Below are 17,752 nucleotides of genomic sequence, written 5' to 3' on the forward strand. Positions count from 1 at the left end.
CTGTTCCTGGACCGCTGTATCTCACGAGCGCGAGGGTTGGCGCATCAGCGGCAGGGGAGAAGACTCGTCGGCAGCCCCGATGGGATCAAAAGGCCAGCCTTCACGGCGCATGCAGCCATAGCAGAACTCGCGATGCAGCAACGCCTCGTAGAAAGCTGAGGTCGCCCCCTCACTGATCTTCGGACCTTGCGCGCTGCTCCTCGCTTCCTGCTCTGGTGGCGCTGACCTGGCTTGCTCGTTGAGACGGCCTACCGAAGCAATGGCGCGCCCCAGGCCAGCAATGCTCAGGTAACCCAGGCTGTCGACGCCGATATAGTCGGCCACCTCCTGAATACTGCGCCCAGCCGCGATCAACTCCGTCTCGTGAGGGATATCGATCCCGAAGTAGCAGGGATGGCGCAGCGGTGGCGCACTCGAGCGCAGGTGGATCTCGCGCACTCCCTGGTGACGGAGGGCTGCCACCAGGCGCTTCATGGTATTGCCGCGCACAATCGAGTCATCGACAATTACCAGGCGCTGGCCCTTCACCTTGGGGCGGACAAAATTAAACTTCAGGTCGACCTCCATCTGGCGCAGGCGCTGGTCGGGCTTAATAAAGGTGCGGTCGCTATAGCGGTTCTTAATAATCGCCTGGCCGTAGGGAATACCAGAAGCGGCAGCGTAGCCCAGGGCTGCCGGAATCGACGAATCGGGGACCGGGACCACCAGATCGGCCTCTACTGGATGCTCGCGAGCCAGCTCGCGGCCCAGGGCCTCGCGCACCAGGTAGACGTAGCGATCGTTCACATAGCTGGTAGCGTCCGAAAAATAGATATACTCGAAGACGCAGAGCGCCTGACGCGGGGCCTGAACCAGAATCTCGGAGCGCAGGCCCTGCTCATCAATCGTGACCAGCTCGCCCGGCTCCACGTTGCGCACGAAGGTCGCGCCGATACGGTCCAGAGCACAGGACTCCGAAGCGGCGATCCAGATCTCGCCAATGCGTCCCAGGCAGAGTGGGCGCATGCCCCAGGGATCGCGCACGGCGTAGAGCTTCCCCTCGGCCAGGATGACCAGACTATAGGCTCCCTTCAAGAGCGGAAAGGCCCTCAGCATACGCTCGCGCAGCGTTGTTCCCTCGGCCAGCAAGAGCAAGAGGGCGATGGCCTCGCTATCGGTTGTTGAAGACAGCAGATGCTGCGGCAGGCGTGCGCGCAGGGCTGGGCCATTGACCAGGTTCCCGTTATGGGCCACGGCGATCGCCCCCTGGCGTCTGCCATCCTGGCTCTCAGCGTCCTCACCGACCACGAACGGGCCTGCGTTCTCAACGCAGCTAGAGCCGGTCGTTGAATAGCGCACGTGGCCGATGCCACAGCGGGTGGCCGGCAAACCCTGGCCCATGTCTGCAAAGACCTCGCGCACCTTGCCCATACCCACACGATGGGCAATGCGGCCCGCCTCATCGTAGACCGCCATGCCCGCGCTCTCCTGGCCGCGGTGCTGCAAAGCTGTCAGCGCCAAGGTCAGATACTGACGCACATCGATGCTTGCCTCACCTGGCCTGGCATAGATCCCAACAATACCGCAGGCATCGCGCAGTCGCTCCATGGCTTCCTTCCTGCTTCTTCTTGTCTCACAAGACGCTATGGGCGGTGCAGCAGAAGCTCTGTGCACCGCCCTCCGATGGCCTAGATCAAATGCGCAGTTTCCCTGTCAAATCGGCCACCAGAGCGTAGCGATCGGCGATTCCCTGCAGATCCTGCTCGGTGACCTCCTTGAGATTGCGGTAGACCTGCTTATCGAGCATGCGATTCTTATCGCCGCCAGGCCAGAGGCGCCAGCTATCGTTATCGATGACGTCGGCGACCAGCAGCTTCCCCTCGCTGTCGCGCCCGAACTCGATTTTCAGATCAACCAGGGTCACATCTACGCTGGCCCAGGCCCGTTCGAGGGTCTCGAAGACGCGGCGTCCCTGCTCGGCCATCCAGGCAATTTCCTCCGCGCTGGCCAGTCCCATCGCAATAATATCCTCGTCCCAGATCTGCGGATCGTGGCGCGCATCGTCCTTCAGGAAGGTCTCGATCACCAGCGGATCGAAGCGTGTGCCCTCGCTGATCTCGGGGTGGCGCTTCAGGTAGGAACCTGTGGCGATGCGGCGCTGCACGTGCTCGATGGGCAGCATCTGGCAGCGCTTCACCAGCAGGGTGGTATCGTTGATCTGGCGAACAAAGTGGGTGGGAATGCCGGCCGCGTTGAGCAGCCGGAAAACGTTGGCTGTGGTGATCGTGCTCCAACGTCCCTTGCCCGCCAACTCATCGCGCCGCGCCCCGTCGCCCGCCGTGATCTGGTCCTTGCTCACCATATAGACCAGAGTCGGGTCCTCGGGGTGGGCGTAGATCTGCTTGGTCTTGCCCTCGGCCAGCAGGGTCCCAAAGGTCACCTGCTCCTCGTGCCCGGTGCTCATGCGATACTGCTCCTCTCTTTCGGATCGCTGTCTTGTGCTCGTGTATGCTTGATCTTCGTTGCGTCTCTCTCTGACCTTGGAGGTAAGAGGCCCTTGCCTGAGTGAGTGAGTAGACGAGAAGGCTCCGCTCCTCACGTCAGTATGACGCCCTCGCCCTGGCGAATGAGGCCGATCCTCACCAGCTCGGGCACCAGACGCTGAGCCTGGTCCGCCTGGTCCTCGGCGACCACCAGCACCATGCCGATACCCATATTAAAGGTCCGGTACATCTCGGCTGCCTCAATTTGGCCCAGCCGGGCAATCAGCCTGAAGAGCGGGGGCACCGTCCAGGCCGCGGTCTCGATAACCGCCTGTCTGCCTGGCGGCAGGATGCGCACGACGTTGCCCTGGAAACCGCCACCGGTGATATGCGCCAGGCCCTTCAGAGCGGGGCCTAACTCGGCCCGCAGGCGCATGATCTCTGGCAAGTAGCAGCGATGGGGGTGCAGCAGGGCCTCACCCAGCGGCTCCCCCAGCTCCGGAAAGACCGTTTCCAGCGGATAAGCGGCGAAGACGCGCCGCGCCAGCGAATAGCCATTCGTGTGCAGGCCGCTGGAAGGCAATCCGAACAGAACGTCGCCGACGTTAATCGTCGTCGGATCCAGACGCTCCGCCGCCTCGACTACCCCGACCAGGGTCCCGGCCAGGTCGAAAGTGCCAGGCACATACATATCGGGCATCTCGGCGGTCTCGCCTCCCAGCAAGGCGCAATCCACTTCCTGGCAGGCCCGGGCCACGCTTGCCACAATCGTCGCCGCCTGCTCGGGATCAAGCTGGCCCGTTGCCAGATAGTCCATGAAGAAGAGCGGTCTTGCTCCCTGAGTCAGCAAATCGTTGACGCAGTGATTGACCAGATCGTAGCCAATCGTCGAAAAGCGGTCCATCTGGACCGCCAACAAAGTTTTGGTACCTACGCCATCGGTTGTGGCCACCAGTACCGGCTCACGCATCTCTTTGAGGGAGGTGGCCCGGAAAGCGGCGGCGAAAGCCCCCATGCCGGCCAGCACAGCGGGACCGTGAGTAGCGCGCACCGCCTCCTTCATCAACTCAACGGCATGTTCGCCGGCCTCGATATCTACGCCGCTCGCCGCATAGGAGCGAGCCGTCGGGACCAGCTCGCGGGTCACCGCCGCCATAGCTGCCGCTCGCTCCCGCTCCCCGCTCGCCAGAGCTGGCGGCAGTGAAGCTGGAACAGAGAGGCCCTCTGGCCGCTCACCTCTCTCCACTCCGCGCTCCAGGCCAGTTGTCCACACGCGCCGTCGGATCCCCTCTTCAGCGCGCTCACGCTCCGTGGGAAGTGCCGGTGGCTCCAGGCCTAGCAACTGGCAGGCATAGGCAAAGGCGTTCTGGAAAAGCAGGAGGCCATCGGCCGGACTGCGCTGCTGAGGATGCTGCAGTGCGCGCACATAGCGCTCAGGGTGGGGCATCAGGCCCAGCACATTCCCCGCTGGATTGCAAATCCCGGCCACATTCGCCAGCGATCCATTGGGATTAGCCGGATAGCCATCGCCGTCGTAGAGCAGGGCGATTTGCTCGTGCTGGCGCAGCTCCGCCAACTGCTCAGCGGCAGCCACCACAAAGCGCCCCTCACCATGAGCAACCGGCAGCTCCAGGGGGCGATAAATACCGCGTGTGAAGATACAGCGGCTGCTTTCCGTTACCAATGAGATCCAGCGGCATTCGAAGCGCCCCGAGCTATTGAAGGTCAGGCTGGCTGTCTGGCGGAAATTCTCCCAATCGGTATGAGGGAGCAGGCCGGCGCGTACCAGTACCTGAAAGCCATTGCAGATGCCCAGCAGCGGGCGACCCTCCTCCACAAAGCGCTGTAGCTGGCGGCCCAAGTGCACCGTCAAGTTTCTGGCCAGCAGCGTACCAGCTCCCAGGTCGTCGCCGTACGAGAAGCCCCCTGGCAGCACCAGGAAATGATAGCTCAGCAGGCGCTCTGGCTCGCGCACCAGGGCATTGATATGGAGCAGCTCCGTCTCGAAACCGGCCAGGCGACAGGCGTAAGCCGTCTCACGTTCGCAGTTAATGCCTGGCGCGCGCAGCACCAAAGCGCGCGGCACAACGCTCATGGCAACTCTCCCTTCCAGGCAGCCTGCAGCTCAGCGATCGAGAGATCGATCAGCGTCTCCGCCCCCTGTTTGATGACAAAACGTCCACTGGCTGTCACGTGGCCGAGCGCCGCCAGGGCCGTCACCCCGCCGGCGCGCATATGGGCCTCGAAACTCTCGCGCTGGCCAGGGGCCACCTCGACCAGGAAGCGCGACGGGCTTTCACTGAAAAGCAGGATTGGCGCGCGAAATCCCTCGGCCAGTCTCTCCAGGCCGCTCGCCGGCTGGCGCGCCAGATCGAGGCTCACTCCGAGTAAGCCAGCCAGAGCCATCTCTGCCGCCGCTACGGCCAGTCCTCCTTCCGAGAGATCGTGACAGGACTGCACCAGGCCCTGGCGGATCGCCTCCCCGAGCGTCTTCATCGTTATCCGCGCCTGTCCAGGCTCCGCCTGCGGCAGGGAAGTCGTCGGCAGCAGCTCCGTGCCCACCACTTCAGCATAATGCGAGGCCGCCAGCTCGTTGCGTGTCAGGCCCACTATATAGAGCAGATTGCCCGCCGCCTTCAGGGCCATATCGACTGTGCGCGCCGCATCCTCGATCACTCCCAAGGCCGAAATCAGCAGCGTCGGAATCACCGGCCAGCGACGCTCGTCGATGCGATACTCGTTATTCAGGCTGTCCTTCCCCGAAATAAAGGGGGTGCCGTAGCCCAGAGCGGCATCGTAACAGCCACGCGCAGCCCGCACCAGCATCCCAAGCTGTTCGGGGTCGGCCGGATTGCCCCAGCAAAAGTTGTCCAGCAGTGCCGCTCGCTCGATATCGCCGCCCAGGGCCGTCAGATTACGCAGTGCCTCATCCACCGCGTTGAGGGCCATATGGTAGGGATCGATTTTGCCGTAGAGAGGATTGATCCCGTTCGTCAGCACCACCCCGGCGCGCGGCAGACTCAGGTCCTCCAGCAGCGGCTGCAGGACAGCCCCATCGCCAGGACCGTTGCCGGCGCGGCCCACCAGCGGCTTGCGTACCGTAGCTCCCTGCACCTCATGGTCGTAGCGCCGCACCACTCCCTCTTTCGAAGCGATCGTCGGATGGCGCAGGAGCGTCAGCAGGGCATCGGTCGCATCGGGAAGGGCTTCCGGTGAAGCGCTCGTCGAACCGACCGTCAGCGGGCGCTGACGCCAGATGGCCTCTAGCCTGCGCTGGGGACGGCCCTCATGTAAGAAAGCCATCTCCAGATCGGCCACCACCTCCTCTCCCCAGGTCACCGTCAGCCGACCATCGGCGGTAAACTCGCCCAGAATCGTAGCCTCCACCTCCTCCAGCGCGCACAGCTCCAGCAGCTCGGCGAGGTGGGCTGGAGGAACAGCCAGGACCATGCGCTCCTGAGCCTCCGACAGCCAGACCTCCCAGGGAGCCAGCCCCTGATACTTCAACGGCGCGCGAGCCAGGTCCACCCGTACCCCCGTCGAGGCCCCCATCTCGCCGATCGCCGACGAGAAGCCGCCGGCGCCACAATCGGTGATCGCATGGTAGAGGCGCCGGTCGCGGGCCTGCAGGACCACGTCCGTCACCTTCTTCTCCGTGATCGGCGCGCCGATCTGCACCGCGCTGCCAGCCACCGCCTGCGTCTCATGGCTCATCTCGCCGGACGAGAACGTCGCGCCATGAATCCCATCGCGTCCTGTGCGTCCGCCGAGCACCACCACCAGATCGCCCGGCTCCACCGTCCGGGGATGGCTTCCATGAGGGAGCAGGCCAAGACAGCCGCAGAAGACCAGCGGATTGCAGAGATACTCGCGATGGTAGAGCACAGCCCCGTTGACCGTTGGGATCCCCATCTTATTGCCATAGTCGCGTACCCCATTGACCACGCCCGAGGCCACCCGGCGTGGGGCCAGCACCCCCGGAGGTAGCTCCTCCACCGGCGTATCGGGCGGTCCAAAGCAGAGCACATCGGTGCAGGCAATCGGACGAGCCGAAACCCCCAGCACATCGCGAATCACCCCGCCGACGCCCGTATTGGCCCCGCCAAACGGCTCAATCGCCGAAGGATGATTATGCGTCTCCACCTTGAAGGCCAGATCGTAGCTCTCCGTAAACTGTACCAGTCCCGCATTATCGCTGAAAGCCGAAACCACCCAGGGACGGGCCAGCTCGCTCGTCGCCCGCATAATGAAAGAGCGCAGCAGCCCCGGGATCGTTTCCTCAACCACCACCTCCCCGCTGGCGCTTAGCTCGCGGTAGTCAACCGTGGCCTTAAAGGTCTTATGAGAACAATGCTCCGACCAGGTCTGAGCCAGCGTCTCCAGCTCTACATCGGTCGGAGCACGTCCCTGTCGCCGGAAATACTCCTGAATGGCCTGCAGCTCTTCCACTGTCAAGGCCAGCATTCTCTCCCTGCTCAAATTGCTCAGCTCTTCGGCGTTCATTTCGGCAAGGGCCAGGCGGGCAACAGGTGGGGGAGAGGGAGGGGAAACAAGAGAGCCGGACGATGAAGAGCGGGGAGCTGAGCGTCCAGAGCTAGCGCCGCCCGAACGCTCGCTCTCCGGCGACAGCAGGCGGTAAGACTGGATCACCGGGTTATAAAGCAGGGCTTCGGCGATCGCTCGCACCTCCTGACGGCTCAAGCGCTCGTCCAGAAAATAACGCCGGCCTGTAGCGACTCGTTCCAGGCCGGCGATGCCGAGCAATGAGGCGGCAAGCAAGACGCTCTCCGCCAGGGTATCAGTGACGCCTGGAAGAAAAAATACGTCTATGATATGGCCAGCGACTCCCGCAGAAGAGCGCGTGGCGGAAGGTAGCAGAGCGAAGGTCTGAGTAACCGGATCGATCAGCAGCTCGCGAGCGAGACGCGTGATCTCCTCCGGCGAGCAAGTGCCACTGAGAGAATAAAGCTGGGCAGTGCGGAGAAAAAGAGGGGGAAAGCTCTCAGCGAGAGCGGCCAGTGCGGGCAGCCTGGCGCGCGAAAGAAAAGACAGCTCACGGGCAAGCTGTTGAGCCAGAACGTCATACTGCGGCGAGGTTGCCCGTACCTCAATATGGTAGTCGGTCACGGTGCTTCTACCCAACACTTCGTCCCCTCGGGGGACAGATTGCTGTTTCCATTGAATGGAACAGCCTCATTGTAGCACTTTCGGGTAACCCCTGGCAAGGCTGAGGTGGGGAAGGCTGCTATGCTTTCTACAGATCAGGATCGGCACATTTACGCTGACCGATAAAAGCCATCTTGCAGTACAATATCTTGATGCAAAACAACCTTTCAGTCTATACTACTATGCAGTAAAACTCTGCTTTAGGAAAAATACCATTTTCTCGTGAACTCGGGGCAGATGTCAATCTTACCCCGTAGGACTGGCGTTTGAGGTGACTGAAGGAGTGCATTTCATGGTGGCTTCCCAGAACCACGTCGTAAGAGACTGCGGCTACGTACTGGATGCGGAGAACGCAGCTGAGACAGCACGTCTTATGTTACGGGACAGGCTGGTCAACGAGGTAATGGGGGGAGTTCTGCCGGAAGGAGTCGATGGCAGGCGCTTAGGGAGCATACTAGACCTGGCTTGTGGGCCTGGGGGCTGGGTTCTGGAGGCGGCGCAGCGCTATCCCTGGGCCCAGGTGACGGGGGTAGACATCAGCGAGACCCTCATCCAGTATGCCCGAGCCCAGGCGCAGGTTCAGGGACTAAGCAACGCGCGCTTTGAGGTCATGGATCTGCTGAAGCCGTGGCTGCTGCCGGAGGACGCCTTCGACCTCGTCAATGCCCGTGACCTGACAGGCTTCCTCACGCCCACCACCTGGCCACGAGTGCTGCGCGAGGCCCTGCGCGTCTGTCGGCCCGGCGGCCTTCTCCGGCTAACCGAATTTGAGCGGCCGCTGAGCAACGGCCCAGCCTTCATGCAGCTACAAGAACTGACCAGGCGGGCCTTTCAACGTACTGGGCGCAGCTTCCCGTCGCCCAGCCATCATCTTGGCGTCCTGCCGCGGCTCGCCTCGCTGTTGCGTGCGGTGGGTTGTTACCAGATCGAGCAGCGGGCCTACGTACTCGACTTCTCCGCCGGCAGCGAAGCCCATGAAGCCCTCTGTCGTGGCTACGAAGTTGAGCTTTGGCTGAGCCGTTCCTTCCTCCTCGACGCAGGCGTCACCACACCGACTGAGTTCGAAGCACTCTATCGCCGTGCTCTTCTAGAGATGTTCGACGAAGACTTTGCCGGCCTCTGTTATATCCTGACTGCCTGGGGTAAGAAGGCCGCTCATGGTTCTTACTGTGCCCCATGAGCGCCACCGGCATAGCCCTGTTCCGCCGCCGCGCCCCTCTCTTCGCGTGAGCGGCTACAGGCGAGCATAGCAAGCGGGAGGGGCCGTCGTGGCCCGTACCACCAGGTGCGTGGGCAGGCGGAGACGCACCGGCTGCGCGCTCTCGATGGTGGCCGTTGTGGCGGCTGGGGCCTGTGGCTGAGATGAGCCGGCGAAGCGGGCCAGCAGCGGCGAAGCGCGCAGCAGGGCCGAGCTGGAGTGATCAGGAGCCTCCAGCAAAGATAGCAGCAGCTCTAGCGCGCAGCGACCCATCTCCGAAAGCGGCTGTCGCACCGTCGTCAGAGGGGGACGCATATGGCCAGAAGAGGCGATATCGTCAAAACCGACCAGAGAGACATCGTCCGGAATGCGCAGGCCAAATTCTTCGGCTGCTCCCATGACCCCGTAGGCCATCAGATCGCTGGCGGCGAAGATAGCCGTTGGGCGGCTTCGCTCCGGCATAGCGAAAAACTGACAGGCGCAGGCCCGACCGCCGGGGGGCATAAAATCGCCCTGCAAGATCAGCGACGGGTCCGGCGCGATGCCGTAGTCCTGGAGGGCATCGCAGTAGCCCTGGAAGCGCTCGCGCGACACCTGATACTTCAGCGGCCCTTGAATGTGGGCGATGCGCCGGTGCCCCAACTCCAACAGATGGCGCGTTGCCGCGTAGGCTCCGGCGCGATTATCGGCTGTAATCCAGGGAATCTGCTCGGGCGGCAGGCCCTGATCGTCGAGCAAGACCACCGGCAGCCCCTGACGTTGCAGCGCAGGCAGGTAGCGCGCCGACTGGCCTGGAAAGATCGCCAGCAGCCCTACGATCAAGCGATTCGCCAGAATGCGATTGATAACGTCGCTGCGGTCACGCTCGTGGTTGCTTGTCTTGATACTGTAGAGCACCAGCTCGTAGCTGGTTTCCTCAACCACTTCGGCTATGCCTCGCATGATATCGGGGATCAGCGGCCAGGTCAGCGCCGGAACCAGCACCCCGATCAGGTGTCCCTTCCCCCCGGCCAGACCCGAGGCGGCCACGCTCGGCACAAAATTATGTTCCTCCATGATGCGCAAGATGCGCTCGCGCGTCACCGGGTCAACGTCCGGTTTGTGATTGAGCACCCGCGAGACCGTGGCCTTGGAGACACCAGCCAGGCGGGCGATATCGCTGATCGTCATGCGCGTGCTCATGCTCCTGCCTCACTGCGTCTTGCATGCAGCCTCTGCCTTGCTGTCGCCTTCTCGACGTTACCGGTTACGATACCGGTATCGTAACCGGTTACAAGGTACAGTGTAATTGCGAGCGCTTGCTCTGTCAAGGGGACAGGACCGTAGCTAGTGGGCAGCAGGCGGAGAGCGGGGGAGAAATTGCATCCGGGTCAGGCGCAGGCCGAGGGAGGCCATAGGCCGATAGTCACATTGACAGCGCAGGTGGCGCCTTCTATTCTTCAGAAGTACGGAAATTCTTACGGCGGAGGCAGCTATTCAGTCATGGCTCCTGACTTTGCCCATCTCCATGTCCACACCGAGTATTCGCTTCTTGATGGCCTCAGCCGCATCAACGCCCTGGTCAAGCGCACCAAAGAGCTAGGTATGAAGCATCTGGCCATTACCGACCATGGCGTCATGTATGGGGCCATCGAGTTCTATAAAGCTTGCAAGAACGAAGGTATTCATCCTGTTATCGGCGTTGAAGCCTATCTGACCGAAGATCTTCATGATCGAACAAAGCGCCATAAAGAAGACTATAATCATCTATTGCTCTTAGCTAAGAACTATACAGGCTATCGCAACTTAATGAAGTTGACCACCATAGCCAACACCCAGGGGGTGCATCTCAACAAGCCGCGCATCGACCGCCGTTGTCTGGAGCAGTATGGCGAGGGGTTGATCGCCACCTCCTCCTGCCTTGGGGGTGAGATCCCACAGCTCTTAATCCACGACAAGCTCGACGAGGCGCGCAAGACCATTCGCTGGTATCAAGATGTCTTTGGTCCGGAGAACTTTTATTTTGAGATCCAGGAGCACTCTGGCTATCCCGAGCAGGAGATCGTCAACAAGCGCCTCTACGAGCTGCATCGCGAGCTAGGGGTCCCGCTGATCGCCACCAACGACCTGCACTATGTCAATGCCGAGGACGCTCGCACCCATGAGGTGCTGCTCTGTGTGCAGACCCAGAGCCAGCTCAGTGATCCGCGGCGCTTCAAATTCGAGAGCCACGAATTCTACTTACGCAGTCCCGAGGAGATGCAGCGGCTCTTCCCCGACCTGCCGGATGCCCTCCTCAATACCGTGCGCCTGGCCGAGTCCTGCGAGGTCGATCCTCTTGCCTACAAGGCCTCGCTCCCGGCCTATACCATTCCCCCTGAGTTCCCCTCTCAGGAAGCCTACCTCTATCATCTCTGCCTGGAGGGGGTCAAGGAACGCTTCGGCGAGATCAACGACCGCATCAGGCAGCAACTGGATTACGAGTTTAATCTGATTGTCCAGAAAGGCTTTGTCCCCTATTTCCTTATCGAATGGGACTTTGTGAACTATGCGCGCCAGCACGGTATCCGCTGTTCGGCGCGTGGCTCGGCGGCGGGCAGCCTCCTGGCCTACGTGCTTGGCATTACCAATGTGGATCCCCTGCGCTACCAGTTGCTCTTTGAGCGCTTCCTCAACCCCGAGCGTTCGGATATGCCCGATATCGATATGGACTTCCCCGATGACCGACGCGCGGAAGTCATCGACTATGTGGCGCGCAAGTATGGGCAGGAGTGTGTGGCCCAGATGGTCACCTTCATGACGATGGCGGCCAAAAACTCGGTACGCGACGTAGCGCGCGTCATGGGGCAGCAGGAGCTGGGCGATCGTATTGCTCGCCTGATCCCGGCGGGTCCCAAGGTTACCTTGCGCAGCGCTGTCCACAACGTTCGCGAGTTGAAGGCTCTCTACGATCAAAGCCCGACGGCGCACGAGCTAATCGAGCAGGCGATGGCGCTCGAAGGCTCGGTGCGTGGTACCGGGGTGCACGCTGCCGGTGTTATCATCGCCAACGAGCCGCTAGAGCATTTTGTGCCCTTGCAGGCCATCAACCCGAAAGATCCCTCTCAGGGCTGGAAAACGCAGTACGAGCAAGCTCATCTCGAGGAGCTGGGGCTGATCAAATTCGACTTCCTGGGCCTCTCCAACCTGACTATTTTGGACAACACCCTCAAGTTCATCAAGCAGTCCCGTGGCGAGGAGGTCGTTCTGGAGCAGCTACCGCTTGATCCGCTCCCTGAGACCGACGAGCGCAGTCGCGAGCTAAACAGGAAGCGCGCCCGGGCCTTTGCTCTCCTGGCCGAAGGGGAGACCACCGGTATCTTCCAGCTGGAAGGCGCCAAGATGCGCGAATACATCAAGCAGCTCAAGCCGACCTGCATCGAGGATATCACGGCGATGGTCGCCCTCTACCGTCCCGGGCCGATGGACAGCATCCCCGACTTTATTGCTGCCAAGCACGGCAGAAAGCAGGTCAGCTATCTTGATCCGCGCCTCAAGGAGTGGCTGGAAGAGTCCTACGGAGTCATTGTCTATCAGGACCAGGTGCTGCAGATTGCCGTCCACCTGGCAGGTTTCTCGTGGGGGAAAGTTAACAAGTTCCGCAAGGCTCTGAGCAAGAAAAAGATGGACGAGGTGGAGAGCTACAAGGGGGACTTCGTGGAGGGCTGTCTCAAGAACGGGATGAAGCGTGAGGTGGCTGAGCAGCTCTTCGAGCTGATCCTCCCCTTCGGTGGCTACGGTTTCAACAAAGCCCACGCTGCCAGCTACGCTGTAGTGGCCTACTACACGGCTTACCTCAAGGCCAACTATCCCGCCGAGTTCATGGCGGCAACCATGACTACCGAGGCCGCCGATGCCAAGAAGATCGCCAACGCCGTTGCCGAGTGCAAGCGCCTCGGCGTCCCGGTCTTGGGTCCGGATGTCAATGCCAGCCAGAAAGGCTTTACTGTCGAGAACGGCGGCGTCCGCTTCGGACTACTGGCCATTAAAGGCATTGGCGAAGGTCCCATCGAGGAGATCCTACGGGCCCGCGCCGAGGGAGGCCCCTTCCGCGACTTGGCCGATTTCTGCATCCGTGTCGATCCGCGCTCGGTGACGCGGGCCGTCATCGAAACCCTCATCAAGGCTGGAGCGATGGACAGCCTGGGCGATGGCAAGCGCCATCAGCTCCTCGATGCGGTCGAGCGCGCCATGCAGATCGGCAAGAGCGAGCGCGCCGCCCGCGAGAAGGGATTGGTCAGTCTCTTCGGCGAAAGCCTGAGCGTTGAGCAAAGCTTCGCCTTCCGCCTCAATCCCGACACGCCCGAGATTCCCCGCAAGCAGTTGCTCAACTGGGAAAAGGAGCTGCTCGGCGCCTATATCTCGCGCCATCCCCTGGCCTATATCAGCGACCTGCTCAGCAAGCGCACCACGCATACAACCGGTCAGCTCAGCGAGGAACTGGAGAACCAGGAGGTGACGCTCGGGGGCACCATCCTGGAGGCGCGGCGCATTACGACCAAGAAGGGCGAGACCATGTGTGTGGCCAAGCTGGAGGATCTGACAGGAACGGTCGAGGTGACGGTCTTCCCGCGCGTCTACGAGCGCACCGCCGACCAGTGGGTTGAGGAGGCGGTCGTTCTGGTTCGCGGAAAGGTGCAGATGCGTCGCGATGAGCCAACGCTGGTCTGTGAAGAGATCCAGCCTCTTCAGGCCGCAGAGGAAGAGCTGAACCGCCGACGTCATCAGGTCTGTCTGCGCTTCCGCACGGCCGGAGAGAGCGAGCGCGCTATCTCCGACGATATCATCAGGCTCCAGGACCTCTATCGCTACATTCAGGAGCGGCCCGGGCGCGACCGCTATGAGCTGATTATCGAGAACGGTCATTGGCGTGTGCGCCTGCGTCCGCGCGATAACACGATGCATTATTCCCCCGAGCTACACGCCAGGCTTGAGGAGCTGCTTGGACCCGAAGCGATCACGGTCCAGGCGCTGGATGCCTAGCGCGCTGACCTGATGTCGGCTCCTGAACGGGAGGGCCGCACGGCCGGCTGGCGAGAACAAAGGTCCCGCCTCGCTGCTCCGCTCTGTCCGGCTGTGGGCCTCCTTGCCGCCTCTGGCCTGGCCAGGCAGAGAGGGCGCTGACTTCTCAATCTTCTCGAGGAAAGCTGTCCTGGGCCTGCGGACCGGGGCTTGACAAACTCTGAGCCATTCTGCTATACTGCAGTTGTCGAAGGCGGGGCGTAGCGCAGCCCGGTAGCGCACCACAATGGGGTTGTGGTGGTCGGAGGTTCAAATCCTCTCGCCCCGACCTGTAAGGCACTGGTTGAAAAGCCAGTGCCTTTTTTCTGTGCCGGGCCGAGCCGCCTGATTCCGGCCCAAAAAGACTGGAGCGCTCTCCGAGGACGACAAAGCGCGGTCAGCTCTCCGCGCCGTCGGGTGGGACGGGTGCAGCCAGACTCTGCCTGGATCTAGAAGGACCAGCCGGAACAAACGAAAAGGGGACAGGCGCTCGTTGCACCCAGGGCCAGGCTTGCTCTTGAGAGCCGGAAAATCTCCCGCCCGCTCAAAGGCCCTGTTCGCCAGTCGGTGGCCTGTCTAATGGAGAACGGGCAGACGTTCCCAGACGGCGCGCAGCCAGCGGGAACGCAGCTCCTCGCCGGCCACCAGCAAGGTAATGCAGATGCCGACCAGCGTGCCTAATACCCAACAGACCAGCAGCAGGGTTGTTGCATCCATTGACTGCAGCAGGTGAGTAGCAGCGGTCAGGGTAGCGGTCAGGGGACCACCCTCCAGGGGGAGCAGGCGCAGCACGACTGGCTGGGTCAGCAGGCTGCCGAGAGAAGCGATCGTGGCCAGAACCGCGGCGGCCAGCAGCTCGCTGGGAGAAGGGCGCAGCTGAGCGAAGATCGAAGAAGGCTGTTGCTGCGGGGTCAAAGCAACGCGCTCCATGATACGCGCCGAGAGGTCGTCTGGCTCGGGAACAGGCTGAAGGCTTTCCAGGTGACGCACAACCTCCTCCAGCAGCTCCAACTCATCGCGGCAGCGAGCACAGCGCGCCAAATGGGTTTCCAGGGCCTGCAAACGCTCGCCAGGCAGCCGCCCGTCAAGATAGAGCTGGAGCTGAGAGACAGCCTCACTGCAGCGCATTCGTCACCTCCGCTTTCTGAGAATCCGCCTGGCGCTGAGCCTGCAGACGTTCCTTGAGCAGATTGCGTGCCCGGAAGAGGTGCGTTTTAATGGTACCGATCGGCATCATCAGGATCTCCGCCATCTCCTCGTAAGTCATTTCCTGCAGGTGTCGCAGTATCAGAACGATGCGATACTTGGTGGGTAACGCCTCCAGTTGTTCACGGACCAGAGCCTGGCGATCGCGAGCCTCGAGGGTAGACTCAGCCTGGCGTCTCTCGTCGCCGGCCTCGTCCAGGAGCTGCTTTTCCTGTATAGCGCTCTGGAGAGCCTTATCGCGCCGGCGCTGTTCAAGCTGGCGCAGGCAGCAATTATAAGCGATGCGATAGAGCCAGGTAGGAAAGCGGGCCTCACCGCGGAAGGTGGGGAGGCCCTGCCAGGCCGCCAGGAAAGCCTCCTGGGTGATCTCGCATGCCTCCTCGTAGTCCTGCAACATACGCAGAATCATATTAAAGATGCGGCGCTGATAGCGCTGGACGAGCAAAGCGAACGCCTCGCGGTCCCCACGCTGGCTGGCTCTCACGAGCTGAGCATCGTCTTGCTCCAGGCGAGCGCGGGCAGCGCTGGAGAGGGGGAGATTCAGGCTGCGAGCGGAATGCAGCAGTTCCTCGTTCATGGGTTGTGCATCAAGCCTGGTACGACTGGAGAGCGAAGCTCGGCCAGGAATGCAACGAATTCGTAGTACAAGACCCTTTCTCAATCGACTTATCTTATATATTATACACGCGAGGCAACAGTAACGAGGTCAGATGCATGTCGTCGAATGTCCTGGCAGCCCTTTTGGGCTGGCTGCTGGCCCTGATCATCTTTTGTGGCTTCATCGTGCTGCTACGCTACCTTGACCATCGAGAGCGCATGGCTCTCATCGCGCGCGGTCTGGACCTGGAGAGCCTGCAAAGGCACAACCGCAGCCGGCGGACCTTGCGAGCCGGACTGATCACCATGATGGTGGGGCTGGCCTTGACCTTCGGCCTCTATCCCCTGGGCTTCATGCTTCCATCCAGTTTGACCGCTGCCCCCTTTCATCTCGGCCCCTGGCTGCTGCCGGGCCTGATCCCCCTGGGCGTGGGAGCGGCCCTTGTGGCCAGTTACTATCTGGAGCAGGACGGACAGCCTCCCCGCGGTCGCAATCAATCCCCCCCACCCTTTGGGCCTCCCTCTTGACAGCCATGCCCCGTCGGCCTATACTCATGGCAAGTTCTTTTAGTAAATCAACTAAGTCAACAATAGTTGTCGCAAGGAGCTGCCATGTCGCTTCTTCAGGACCTACTGGCCGCCAATGAGCGTTACGCTGCCACCTTCCAAAAGGGCGGGCTGGCGCTGCCGCCGGCCAAGAAGCTGGCAATCGTCACCTGTATGGATGCGCGGATTGACCCGGCGCGTATCCTGGGATTAGAGGAGGGTGACGCGCATGTCATCCGCAACGCTGGAGGGCGCACAGCGGAGGCTCTGCGCTCGCTCATTATTTCCCAGCAGCTACTGGGGACCACCGCTATCCTGGTCATTCACCATACCGACTGTGGCATGCTCACCTTTGAGAACGCTGAGCTGCGGCAACGCCTGCAGGAGCAGCTTGGCGCCGATGCCTCAGCAATCGACTTTCTGCCCTTCAAAGACCTGGAGCAATCGGTGCGCGATGACGTGGCCCTGCTCCGTTCTTCTCCTTTTCTTCTGAAAGAGACAGAGATCACAGGCTTCATCTATGACGTGCATAGCGGGCGACTCTCGCCCGTACCTTAGCAGGCTCGCCGCTCCCCATAAGGCGGTCGGCCTGCCCCGAGAACGCCGAGGAGGAGGAATACGCAGAGCGGTATGGAGCGCGATAGTCTGGTGTTGGGACCACTGGTCTTTCGGACCAGCCGCGAGGGATTGGTCGTCGAAATTGCAGAGCGCAGCTACGTGCTCGATAGTCAACACAGTCTGCAATTGCATCGGTTCCTCCATGACTATCAGCACGAGCAACAGCGGCGCAAGGATGGTGGGGAGCGCGAGCATCGCCTTCCCCTTTGGGTCTATGCGATGCACGAGCTGGGATAGATGGGTTGTCCCCGCCCGCGCCTCGCTCCGTTCTATAAGCGCGGTCAGCTCTCCCTCGCTCACCCCGCAGCCGCGGAGTGGCAGGGCTTGACCCCGCTTCGCCAGCGGCTCGGCCGATCGGCGGAAGGGCGACTTTCTGATTTTTCCCAGATTCCTCGCCTAACCCCCTTGACAGCCACGCCAAACAGTGCTATCATCTCCACTGCACTCGGGAACGCGGGAATAAACACTGAAGCCGACCCGGGTGCCCAATGGATCACATGGCCATAGTGCCAGGTGCACCTGAACAACTGAAGAGTGATAAGGCTTTGAGTTAAGTGACGACCGGAAACCTGGGTTCACAGGCGGCTAGCCTTTACCAGAGTGCCAATGAGGGTCTCCTGTAGAGGGGACTTTCAGATAAATCTTCTGGATGGCGAGTTTGATCCTGGCTCAGGACGAACGCTGGCGGCGTGCCTAACACATGCAAGTCGAACGCCCTTTCCGCGAGGGGAGGGAGTGGCGGACGGGTGAGGAACACGTGGGTAACCTGCCCTGCAGTGGGGGATACCGGTGCGAAAGCGCCGACAATCCCGCATGCGCTCTGGGAGCGGGAGCGAGCAGAGGAAAGCTTGAGGCTGGAGGGCCTTGGGCGCTGCAGGAGGGGCCTGCGTCCGATTAGCTAGTTGGTGGGGTAAGAGCCTACCAAGGCGACGATCGGTAG

12 protein-coding genes, 1 tRNA gene and 1 rRNA gene are annotated in these 17,752 nt (G+C 61.6%); 7 read left to right on the forward strand and 7 right to left on the reverse strand.

Annotated elements, in window-relative coordinates:
* Positions 1-21: 21 nt before the first annotated feature.
* The 4 genes from purF to purL all read right to left on the reverse strand — a co-directional run bounded on the left by purF (position 22) and on the right by purL (position 7,604).
* Positions 22-1,587, reverse strand: a complete 1,566-nt coding sequence (purF, locus tag ACFMO7_RS11365; protein ID WP_376795598.1) for an amidophosphoribosyltransferase — start codon at positions 1,585-1,587, stop codon at positions 22-24.
* Between the two features lie 85 nt (positions 1,588-1,672).
* Positions 1,673-2,419 (reverse strand): phosphoribosylaminoimidazolesuccinocarboxamide synthase, encoded by a 747-nt coding sequence (locus ACFMO7_RS11370; RefSeq protein WP_376795612.1) that lies wholly within the window; start codon positions 2,417-2,419, stop codon positions 1,673-1,675.
* A 155-nt stretch (positions 2,420-2,574) separates the two neighbouring features.
* Positions 2,575-4,557, reverse strand: coding sequence for a phosphoribosylformylglycinamidine cyclo-ligase (gene purM, locus ACFMO7_RS11375; protein ID WP_376795599.1), 1,983 nt, complete (start codon positions 4,555-4,557; stop codon positions 2,575-2,577).
* A complete protein-coding gene (purL, locus tag ACFMO7_RS11380; protein WP_376795600.1) occupies positions 4,554-7,604 on the reverse strand; it encodes a phosphoribosylformylglycinamidine synthase subunit PurL in 3,051 nt (1,016 codons plus the stop codon). The genes purM and purL overlap by 4 nt, the downstream gene beginning before the upstream one ends.
* Before the next feature lie 397 nt (positions 7,605-8,001).
* Between purL and ACFMO7_RS11385 the strand changes: the two genes are divergently transcribed.
* Positions 8,002-8,808, forward strand: coding sequence for a class I SAM-dependent methyltransferase (locus tag ACFMO7_RS11385; RefSeq protein WP_376795601.1), 807 nt, complete (start codon positions 8,002-8,004; stop codon positions 8,806-8,808).
* Positions 8,809-8,862: 54 nt separating this feature from the next.
* Here the strand turns inward: ACFMO7_RS11385 and ACFMO7_RS11390 are convergent, their stop codons facing one another.
* Entirely contained in the window at positions 8,863-10,008 is a 1,146-nt protein-coding gene (locus ACFMO7_RS11390; RefSeq protein WP_376795602.1) for a LacI family DNA-binding transcriptional regulator, read from the reverse strand.
* A 300-nt stretch (positions 10,009-10,308) separates the two neighbouring features.
* Between ACFMO7_RS11390 and ACFMO7_RS11395 the strand changes: the two genes are divergently transcribed.
* Both ACFMO7_RS11395 and ACFMO7_RS11400 read left to right on the forward strand, forming a co-directional pair.
* On the forward strand, positions 10,309-13,827 hold the full coding sequence (locus ACFMO7_RS11395; protein WP_376795603.1) for a DNA polymerase III subunit alpha: 3,519 nt from the start codon (positions 10,309-10,311) through the stop codon (positions 13,825-13,827).
* Between the two features lie 233 nt (positions 13,828-14,060).
* Positions 14,061-14,134 (forward strand) — tRNA-Pro (locus ACFMO7_RS11400).
* Between the two features lie 287 nt (positions 14,135-14,421).
* Here the strand turns inward: ACFMO7_RS11400 and ACFMO7_RS11405 are convergent.
* On the reverse strand, positions 14,422-14,973 hold the full coding sequence (locus ACFMO7_RS11405) for an anti-sigma factor family protein (RefSeq protein ID WP_376795604.1): 552 nt from the start codon (positions 14,971-14,973) through the stop codon (positions 14,422-14,424).
* Positions 14,960-15,628, reverse strand: coding sequence for an RNA polymerase sigma factor (locus ACFMO7_RS11410; protein ID WP_376795605.1), 669 nt, complete (start codon positions 15,626-15,628; stop codon positions 14,960-14,962). Before ACFMO7_RS11410 ends, ACFMO7_RS11405 begins: the two co-directional genes overlap by 14 nt.
* Positions 15,629-15,765: 137 nt before the next feature.
* Here ACFMO7_RS11410 and ACFMO7_RS11415 point away from each other — a divergent pair, with 137 nt between their 5' ends.
* The 4 genes from ACFMO7_RS11415 to ACFMO7_RS11430 form a co-directional block, all read left to right on the forward strand.
* Complete coding sequence (locus ACFMO7_RS11415; protein WP_376795606.1) at positions 15,766-16,176, forward strand: DUF6249 domain-containing protein; 411 nt, start codon at positions 15,766-15,768, stop codon at positions 16,174-16,176.
* Between the two features lie 84 nt (positions 16,177-16,260).
* Positions 16,261-16,752 (forward strand): beta-class carbonic anhydrase, encoded by a 492-nt coding sequence (locus ACFMO7_RS11420; RefSeq protein ID WP_376795607.1) that lies wholly within the window; start codon positions 16,261-16,263, stop codon positions 16,750-16,752.
* Positions 16,753-16,824: 72 nt separating this feature from the next.
* Positions 16,825-17,049, forward strand: coding sequence for a hypothetical protein (locus tag ACFMO7_RS11425; RefSeq protein ID WP_376795608.1), 225 nt, complete (start codon positions 16,825-16,827; stop codon positions 17,047-17,049).
* A gap of 409 nt (positions 17,050-17,458) precedes the next feature.
* Positions 17,459-17,752, forward strand: a 16S ribosomal RNA gene (locus ACFMO7_RS11430); the annotation flags it as partial.

The organism is Thermogemmatispora sp., from assembly GCF_042408735.1.
GTDB lineage: Bacteria > Chloroflexota > Ktedonobacteria > Ktedonobacterales > Ktedonobacteraceae > Thermogemmatispora.